Genomic DNA, 9,908 nt, shown 5'->3' with positions numbered 1-9,908 from the left:
GGTTCTCCGCGATCCAGTGGGACCGAATTCATTAGGAAGGCAGGTACGACCCCTTAGAAGTAATTCGCTCTTATCAGGCAACGAATAACTATCTGACCTGGAGTGCTTTTCTGTAGGAGCGCACGAGCACCGCGAGGCCGCGATAGCGGTGTTGCAGGCAGGGCGCCTTCGCTGCCTCGCGGAGCTCGTGAGCTCCTACAGGTCAGTGTTTGCCGCAAGACCGAGCGGTGTCAGGGACATAGGGCGATCTTCTACGGGATTAAGCTTGCGGGCATGTCCATCCCATTACAAAATCCTGCCAAGCAATTACCGCCAATGCCCCAGCAAATTCCCTCCTCCACCCCCTCCGTTTTGCTTTAAGGTTCGGCTACAGTTTTTTCGCACCGAATTATCCAGCCAAGGAAGCATCCATGCCCGTTACAACCTCTCTCAGCGCCGGTTTCATGGTGGTTCATGGCAATCGCCTGGATGACCTGCGCAGTCTGGTTGTGTCCTGGATGCGTCGTTATCCGCTCTCACCTCTGGAAAACGAAATCGCCTTGGTGCAGAGCAACGGCATCGCCCAATGGCTGAAGCTGGCCCTGGCTGAAGATGCAGAAGACGACGATCTGGGCGGCTGCGGAATTGCGGCAGCCATCGACGTCCAACTGCCTGGCAGTTTCATGTGGCAGTTGTATCGATTGGTATTGGGTAAGGATGAAATTCCGGCCGCGTCACTATTGGACAAGGCGCCGCTGACCTGGCGCCTGATGCGCCTGCTGCCTGCCTTGATCGACCAGCCACACTTCGAGCCGTTACGGCGCTTCCTGACCAACGATACTGATCTGCGCAAGCGCTATCAGCTGTCTGAACGCCTGGCCGACCTGTTCGACCAGTATCAGGTGTACCGCGCTGACTGGCTGGAAGACTGGGCTGCAGGTCGTCACCAATTACGTAACGTCAGAGGCGAAGCCAAAGCGCTCACCCCGGCAAATTGCTGGCAGGCAGAATTGTGGCGTGCATTGCTCCTGGATGTCGGCACCGAAGGCATGGCCCAAAGCCGAGCGGGTGTGCACCAACGCTTTATAGAACGCATCACCCACATGAGTGAGGCCCCGGCGGATCTACCCGCGCGGGTCATCGTCTTCGGCATTTCTTCTCTGCCCGCTCAGGCACTGGAAGCATTGGCTGGTCTGGCCAGGTTCAGCCAGGTGCTGCTCTGTGTTCACAACCCCTGTCGCCACCACTGGGCCGACATCGTCGCCGACAAGGATTTGCTGCGGCATCAGTACAAACGTCAGGCCCGTAAAACTGGAATGCCTGTCGTACTCGATCCACAGGCTTTGCACCAACACGCTCATCCGCTACTGGCTGCGTGGGGTAAGCAAGGTCGCGATTACATCAATCTGCTCGACAGCCACGATGATCCCGGTAGCTATCGTTCTGCGTTCAAAGATGGGCGCATAGATCTGTTCAGCGAGAGTGATCCGCATACCATTCTCAACCAGCTACAGGACGATATTCTTGAGCTACGGCCGCTTGATGAAACCCGGGAAGTCTGGCCCGCTGTCGACCCGCTGCAAGACCGCTCAATCCGCTTTCACGTCGCCCACAGTGCCCAGCGTGAAGTCGAGATTCTGCACGACCAATTACTTGCACGCTTCAGCAAAGACCCGGATCTACGTCCTCGCGATGTGATCGTCATGGTCCCGGACATCGACAGCTACGCGCCGCACATTCGCGCTGTATTTGGTCAGATTGATCGCGAAGACCGCCGCTTTATCCCATTCACCCTTGCTGACCAGGGGCAGCGCGGTCGCGAGCCTTTGCTGATCGCCGTCGAGCACTTGCTGAAGATTCCGGACAGTCGTTTCCCGGTCAGCGAAATCCTCGATCTGCTGGATGTTCCTGCACTGCGCGCCCGTTTCAAAATCAAGGAACGCGACCTGCCGACCCTGCATCGCTGGATCGAAGGTGCCGGTGTCCGCTGGGGGCTGAATGCCGAGCAGCGGGAAGGGCTCGGCTTGCCCGCAGCATTGGAGCAGAACAGCTGGCATTTCGGATTACGCCGTATGTTGCTCGGCTATGCGGTCGGTGCCGGATCGGCTTGTGACGGCATCGAGCCCTATGACGAAATCGGTGGTCTGGACGCGGCTTTGATCGGTCCGTTAGTGGCGTTGATCGACGCGCTGCAGGTTGCCCACAACGAGCTGTCCTCGCCTGCGGTTGCAACAGAGTGGGGCATCCGCCTGCAAGCGCTGATACAGCTATTCTTTCAGGCTGACAGCGAGCATGACGATTACCTGCTCGCTCAACTGGAGCAACTGCGCGAGACCTGGCTGGAGACGTGTGAGTCGGTTGGTCTGCAAGACGAACTGCCACTGACCGTAGTACGCGAAGCATGGCTGGCCGGACTGGACCAAGGCCGTTTGTCCCAACGTTTTCTCGCTGGCTCGGTCAACTTCTGCACCCTGATGCCCATGCGCGCCATTCCATTCAAGCTGGTTTGTCTGCTCGGCATGAACGACGGCGATTACCCCCGGGCACAGCCACCGTTGGACTTTGACTTGATGGGCAGCGATTACCGCCCAGGTGATCGTTCACGCCGAGAAGACGACCGTTATCTCTTGCTCGAAGCACTGCTTTCGGCACGAGATCAGCTGTACATCAGTTGGGTGGGCCGTAGCATTCGTGACAACAGTGAGCGACCACCTTCCGTATTGATCGGCCAACTGCGTGATCACTTGGCCGCAGGCTGGACGCTCCAAAACGCCGAAGCCCCCATGGACAGCAAAAAGCGCGATCCTGGCCAGCAGCTTCTCCACGCAATGACCCTCGAACATCCACTTCAGCCGTTCAGCGCGCAGTACTTTCACGAGAACACCGGCTTCTTCAGCTTCGCCCGTGAATGGCAGGTCCTGCACGAAACCAATGTCGCCGTGCCGATAGCAACGCCACTCTCTGCTCACGAGCAAGATGAACCCCTGAATCTGGCTCAACTTCAGGACTTCCTCCGAAACCCGGTCAAACACTTCTTCAGCCAGCGCTTGAAGATCTACTTCGAAGTGGCCGAAGCCCCTTTGGCTGACGAGGAGCCGTTTGTGCTCGACGCCCTTGAGCGCTACAGCCTGAGCGACAGCCTGCTTAACGCCGCGCTTACTGGCTCGCAAGACATTGACGAAGCGCTGCAGGCACAAGCGTTAAAACTGCAGGGCAGCGGCCTGTTACCCATGGCGGGTTTCGGCACCAGCTTGCGAGAAGAGCTGATCGAGCCACTGCCGGATTTGCTACAGCGCTATCAGAGCCTGCTGCATAAATGGCCTGAAGCGCTGAGCAGTGCGCTGCCGGTCAGCTACGCCCATCAAGGCGTGCGACTGGAAGGCTGGCTGGGTGGTTTGCATGCCAACGCTCAAGGCGAGTACTTGCTGATCACGGCTATTCCCAACTCCATTGGGTCGAAGAAAAACCGCAAATGGCATCGGTTGATTCGTCCGTGGGTTCTGCATCTGGTGGGCTGCGCTTGTGGGCTGCCGCTCAGCACTGCATTGGTGGCCAGTGATGAAACCTTGTTGCTGGATCCGCTGGACAAAACTCTCGCCGCCAACTCACTGAATGACCTGCTCACCGCTTGGCTAACCGGCATGCAGCGTCCATTGCCGGTGGCCGTTAAAACCGCTTTCGCCTGGCTCGCTCAGAGCGACGAAAGCAAAGCCGAAGCCGCAGCACGCAAAGCCTACGAAGGCGACGGACAAACTACTGATGGCGAGCGACGTGAAAGCACTGCGCTGGCTCGACAGTTTCCGGATTTCGACGCCTTGATCGACAGCGAAGAGTTCGTGGGCTGGTGCGATGCGCTCTACAAACCGATTTTCGACGCGCCTTGGCAAAGTGAAGGAGCCAGCGCATGACTGACGCCCAACAGCACACCGCATCCCTGGCCCTGCGTTTCCCGCTGCGTGGCAGCCAACTGATTGAAGCCAGCGCCGGTACCGGAAAGACCTTCACCATTTCGGCGCTTTATGTGCGTCTGGTTCTCGGCCATGGGGGTGATGTCGCCGGCTTTGGCCGTGAACTGCTGCCGCCGCAAATCCTCGTCGTGACCTTCACCGATGCCGCGACCAAAGAACTGCGCGACCGGATTCGGATCCGGCTGGCCGAAGCGGCACGCTTCTTTCGCGAAGAAATAAGCGCACCTGATGAGCTGATCAACGAGCTGCGCGAGCAATTCACGCCCGAGCAATGGCAAGCCTGCGCCAGTCGTCTGGACATCGCTGCGCAATGGATGGACGAAGCTGCTGTATCCACGATCCACAGTTGGTGCCAGCGCATGCTCCGCGAACATGCTTTCGACAGCGGCAGCCTGTTCACCCAGACCCTGGAAACGGATCACAGCGATTTGCTTGGCGAAGTGCTGCGCGATTACTGGCGCCTGTTCTGCTACCCAATGAGTGGCGACGCCCTGAACTGGGTCCGCGCCAACTGGAGTGGCCCGGCCGCCTTATTGCCTCGGGTGCGCAGCCTGTTTGGCAGCGACCGGGCAATTCCAAACCAAGACCCTGCTGAGTTGATCGCTGCATCCTTGCAACAACGTCGCGAGGCGCTCAAGGCACTTAAATCACCATGGACTAACTGGGCTGCCGAGCTGCATGCCATCTGTATCGACGGCGTGGCGTGTAAGGTTGTCGATGGGCGCAAGATGCAGGAGCGCTATTTCCGGCCATGGTTTGAAAAACTCACCGCTTGGGCGGCTGATGAGGAACTGGAAGAACTTGATCTGGGCACCGGCTTTACCCGGCTGACCCCAGACGGTATCGCCGAAGCATGGAAGAGCAATCCGCCTTCGCATCCCGCTTTCGAGGCAATGGTCGAACTCAAAGTCGCCCTTGATACCTTGCCCACGCCCGATGCGGCAGTGCTCGAACATGCCGCACATTGGGTCGGCATGCGCTTCGAAGCCGAAAAGCGCCGCCGCGCCGAAATGGGCTTTGACGACATGCTGCTCAGGCTCGACGCCGCGCTGCAAAGCTCAGGCGGCGAGCGCTTGGCAACCTTGATTCGCGAACAGTTTCCGGTCGCCTTGATCGATGAGTTCCAGGACACAGACCCGGTGCAGTACCGGATTTTCGAGAGCATTTATCGCCTTGAAGAAAACGACAGCGAAACCGGACTGTTCCTGATCGGCGATCCCAAGCAAGCGATCTACGCGTTCCGTGGCGCCGACATCTACACCTACTTGCGTGCACGTCAGGCCACGTATGGTCGCTGGCATACGCTGGACACCAACTACCGTTCCAGCCACTCCATGGTCGAAGCGGTCAACCATGTGTTCCTGCGCGCCGAGCAGCGTCCAGAAGGGCGTGGTGCCTTCCTGTTCCGCGAAGGTGACAAGAATGACGTACCGTTTGCCGGTGCGCTTTCTCAAGGCCGCAAAGACTCGCTGCAAATCGATGGCACACCGCTGGCTGCTCTGAATGTCTGGCACCTGGCGAGCGAACAGCCTGTCTCCGGCGTCGCCTATCGCCAGCAACTCGCGGCCAGTTGCGCCAGTGAAATCGTTCGACTGCTCAACGCGGGGCAACAGGGTCGCGCCGGTTTTGCGGCTGCGGATAAAGACCTGAAAGGACTATTGCCTGCCGACATCGCGATTCTGGTGCGTGACGGCAAAGAAGCCCAGGCGGTGCGCGGCGAATTGTCGGCCCGTGGCGTGCGCAGTGTTTACCTGTCCGACAAGGACTCAGTGTTCGCCGCCCAGGAAGCTCACGATGTATTGGCCTGGCTCAAGGCCTGCGCCGAGCCCGATTCCGAACGCACCCTGCGCGCTGCGTTGGCGTGCATCACGCTGGCATTGCCGCTGACAGAACTGGAGCGCCTCAATCAGGACGAATTGGCGTGGGAAGCGCGGGTCATGCAGTTCCGCGGTTATCACCTGATCTGGCGCAATCAGGGTGTGCTGCCGATGCTGCGTCGCTTGCTGCACGACTTCCATTTACCGCAGACCCTGATCACCCGCAGTGATGGTGAGCGTGTCCTGACCAACTTGCTGCACCTGTCCGAATTGCTGCAACAAGCCGCTGCCGAACTGGATGGCGAGCAGGCCTTGATCCGCCATCTGGGCGAGCATCTGGCGCTGTCTGGTCAGGCCGGTGAAGAACAGATTTTGCGTCTGGAAAGTGATGAGCAACTGGTCAAGGTCGTGACCATCCACAAGTCCAAAGGCTTGCAGTATCCGCTAGTGTTCCTGCCGTTCATTTGCTCCAGCAAACCGGTGGATGGCACACGCCTGCCCCTGCATTTCCATGATGAAAACGGTCGTGCGCAAGTCAGTCTCAAACCTACCGCTGCGCTGATCGAACAGTCTGATAACGAGCGTCTGGCCGAAGACCTGCGCTTGCTTTATGTAGCCCTGACCCGCGCCGAATATGCCTGCTGGCTGGGTGTCGCTGATCTCAAACGCGGTAATACCAGCAGCTCGATGTTGCACCGCTCGGCATTGGGTTATCTGTTGGGTGGCGGCATGCCGTTGGCCGAGTCGGCTGGCCTGGCCTCATGGCTGCGTGATCTGGGCGAAGGCTGCGACGGGATCAGCGTCGAAGACGTGCCTGCCGTGACTGCAGAAACCTTCAGCCCGCCACGCAACGAAGCCACGTTGCTCAAGCCGCGCATGCCTAAACGCCGCGCTGCCGAAAATTGGTGGATCGCCTCCTACAGCGCATTGCGCATCGGCGACACGATCACCGCGGGGAGCGACAGCGACGAATCACCGGACAGCCCACAAGCGCAAAAGCTGTTCGATGACGAACGTCTCGACCCCGAAGCGCCCCGTGAGGTGCTGGTCAGCGGCGGTGATATCCACCGTTTTCCACGCGGCCCTAATCCCGGCACCTTCCTCCATGGTTTGTTGGAATGGGCGGGCAATGAAAGTTTTGCCAAGGCTGTCAGCGACCCAAAACAGCTCAAGGATGCTGTGGCTCGGCGCTGTAACCGGCGCGGTTGGGAAGGCTGGATCGACACGCTGACCGGCTGGCTGACACAGGTTCTGAATCTACCGTTGTCGCTGGCCGGCGACAGTACGCCGATTTCTCTAGGGGCGATGGACCAGCCCAATCAGTACCGCATCGAAATGGAATTTTGGTTCGCCTGCCACAAGGTCAACGTCGCGCAGATGGACGCTCTGGTGCGTCGCTACACCCACGACAACGCGCCGCGTGCGGCAACTGAAACCGTGTCTCTCAATGGCATGTTCAAGGGTTTTATCGACCTGACGTTCGAACACGAAGGTCGCTATTACGTGGCGGATTACAAATCCAACTGGCTCGGTCCGGACGACGAAAGCTACACCCAGGACGCGATGACCAGCGCAATTCTGGACAACCGATACGACCTGCAATACGTGCTCTATTTGCTGGCTCTGCATCGTCAGCTCAAGGCGCGGCTCGCTGATTACGACTACGACCAGCACATGGGCGGCGCGCTGTATGTGTTCCTGCGCGGTGCTTTTTCGACCAGCCAAGGAGCCTGGTTTACCCGGCCGCCTCGCGAGCTGATTGAAGGGCTGGATCTACTGTTTCAAGGCAAGTCAGTGACTGAAGAGTTCGTCCTGACCGGAGAACCCGCATGAGTCGCTCATTCGCTGAACTGCTGCCCACCCCGCTGGATGCGCAAAGCCTGGCTGACCTCGCGCCGCTGTCCAACGTTCGCGATCTGCTGTTGCTACTTGAACGTTGGGTTGAGCGCGGTTGGTTGCGGGCGCTGGATAAGGCTTTCGTCGCGTTCCTCAGTGAGCTGGATCCGTCCGCCGATTCGCTGGTGCTGCTGGCCGCTGCATTGACCAGCCACCAACTCGGCCACGGCCATGTGTGCCTGGATCTGTACGAAACCCTCAAAGAACCGGACTTTGCCTTGTCATTGCCTCCTGAAGGGGATGTGCAAAGCGGCCCGATGCTGCTGCCGTCGCAGTTACTGGTGGCGCTGGATGGCGACGCATGGTGCCAGGCACTGCTGAACAGCACGCTGGTTGCCCGCGGGGATGACCACAGTGAAAGTGCGAGCAGCAAACCGTTGGTGTTGTCTGATCGGCGTTTGTACTTGCGCCGCTACTGGACGTACGAACGGCGCATCGGCGCGATATTGCGTCAGCGGCTGGCACAGCAGGAGGCCGTTTCCGACGACCTCGCCCAGCGTTTGAACGCGCTGTTCCCGCCGAGCAGTACGCCGGATGCGCTGATCGACTGGCAGAAACTGGCGTGTGCGCTGGCGACTCGTGGTGCATTCAGCATCATTACCGGCGGGCCGGGCACCGGCAAAACCACCACGGTTGTGCGCTTGCTCGCGTTGTTGCAGGCCCCGGCTGTACAGGCCGGTCAGCCGTTGCGGATTCGTCTGGCTGCACCCACCGGTAAAGCGGCGGCGCGTTTGACTGAGTCCATCAGTCAGCAAGTGCAGAGCCTGACGGTCAGTGACGACGTGCGGCAGAAAATCCCTGCTGAAGTGACCACGGTCCATCGCCTGTTGGGCAGCCGTCCGGGCACGCGGCACTTTCGTCATCACGCTGGAAATCTACTGCCACTGGATGTGTTGGTGGTGGACGAAGCGTCGATGATCGACCTGGAAATGATGGCCAATCTTTTGGAAGCCCTGCCGCCGCATGCGCGCATGGTGCTGCTGGGTGACAAGGATCAGTTGGCCTCCGTTGAGGCGGGCGCGGTGCTGGGTGATTTGTGCCGTGATGCTGAAGCCGGCTTGTACAGCCCGCAAACCCAGCGCTGGCTGGAAGCAATCAGCGGCGAAGACTTGAATCGTGCCGGTTTGCAGCAAGGCGATGAGCAACAGCATCCGCTGGCTCAGCAAGTGGCGATGTTGCGTTACTCGCGGCGCTTTGGTGAAGGCAGTGGTATCGGGCAACTGGCGCGGCTAGTCAATCAGCAGCAGTCCACCGAAGCCCGGGCTTTATTGGCCGCTCGCAGCCACGCTGATTTGCACGCATTGGCCCTCAAGAATGAGCAGGACCGTTCACTGGAACGTCTGCTGCTCGAAGGGCTCGGCCAGGGCCCGAAAGGTCCGCAGGGCTATCGGCACTATCTGGGCGTGATGGTTGCGCAGCGTCCGCCACAGGATGCCACGCTGGAAGACGAGCGTTGGGGCCATTGGGCGCGGGCGGTGCTGGATGCATTCGATGCGTTTCAGTTGTTGTGCGCTGTGCGCAAAGGGCCTTGGGGTGTTGAGGGGCTGAACCGGCGTATTACCAGCGCGCTGTACGAAGCCCGGCTGATTGAAAGCGATCAGCATTGGTACGAAGGTCGTCCGGTGTTGATGACCCGCAATGATTACGGGCTTGGCTTGATGAACGGCGACATCGGCATCGCCTTGCGCCTGCCCGAGCGCGACGGTCCGGAAGCGGGCAAACAGGTATTGCGCGTGGCCTTCCCGCGTAACGACGGTAGCGGTGGGGTGCGCTTCGTTTTGCCGAGTCGGCTTAACGACGTGGAAACGGTGTATGCCATGACCGTACACAAATCCCAAGGCTCGGAGTTCGCCCATACTGCGCTGATCCTGCCTGAAGCGTTGAACCCGGTGCTCACCAAAGAGCTGATCTACACCGGCATTACCCGCGCCAAAAACTGGTTCAGTTTGATCGAGCCCCGCAAGGGCGTGTTCGAAGAAGCATTGCGACGCAAGGTGAAGCGTCTGAGTGGGTTGATGCTGGAGCTTTAAAAAACCATAAAAACCTGGCGCAATGATGACGTGAGACCGGCTTCAGCCGGGAATAGATCCTCACAGTCACTAGATATGTGTCGTGAGAAATATCGCTTTCCCGGCTAAAGCCGGTCCCACGTCTGATATCAGTTTGCAGGCAGGGATGTATTACTCATTCAGAGCACCAATAACGCTCAAAAAAGCCAAAATGTTGCACCCAAGCTTTGCGCCTAAAG

At 59.1% G+C, this 9,908-nt stretch carries 3 protein-coding genes; all 3 read left to right on the top strand.

Annotated features, from left to right (window positions below; all coding sequences use genetic code 11):
- Positions 1–410 precede the first annotated feature (410 nt).
- From recC to recD, 3 genes are read left to right on the top strand one after another with little or no spacing between them, the layout of a single operon-like run.
- The gene (recC, locus tag AUC60_RS25380) at positions 411–3,887 is read left to right on the top strand and encodes an exodeoxyribonuclease V subunit gamma (RefSeq protein WP_087274038.1); all 3,477 of its coding nucleotides are present in this window, start codon (positions 411–413) and stop codon (positions 3,885–3,887) included.
- Positions 3,884–7,597 (top strand): exodeoxyribonuclease V subunit beta, encoded by a 3,714-nt coding sequence (gene recB / locus AUC60_RS25375; protein ID WP_087274036.1) that lies wholly within the window; start codon positions 3,884–3,886, stop codon positions 7,595–7,597. Before recC ends, recB begins: the two co-directional genes overlap by 4 nt.
- Complete coding sequence (gene recD, locus AUC60_RS25370) at positions 7,594–9,690, top strand: exodeoxyribonuclease V subunit alpha (RefSeq protein ID WP_087274034.1); 2,097 nt, start codon at positions 7,594–7,596, stop codon at positions 9,688–9,690. Before recB ends, recD begins: the two co-directional genes overlap by 4 nt.
- Positions 9,691–9,908 lie beyond the last annotated feature (218 nt).

The sequence above is a fragment of the Pseudomonas caspiana genome (genome assembly GCF_002158995.1).
In the GTDB taxonomy this organism is placed as follows: domain Bacteria; phylum Pseudomonadota; class Gammaproteobacteria; order Pseudomonadales; family Pseudomonadaceae; genus Aquipseudomonas; species Aquipseudomonas caspiana.
The sequence above is the reverse complement of the archived record's forward strand: the minus strand, read 5'-3'. Positions and strand labels throughout refer to the sequence as shown.

What these genes read in the sequence shown, in the direction of transcription:
- recC (WP_087274038.1), top strand. Translation starts at nt 411, where the DNA reads ATGCCCGTTACAACCTCTCTCAGCGCCGGTTTCATGGTGGTTCATGGC.
- recB (WP_087274036.1), top strand. Translation starts at nt 3,884, where the DNA reads ATGACTGACGCCCAACAGCACACCGCATCCCTGGCCCTGCGTTTCCCG.
- recD (WP_087274034.1), top strand. Translation starts at nt 7,594, where the DNA reads ATGAGTCGCTCATTCGCTGAACTGCTGCCCACCCCGCTGGATGCGCAA.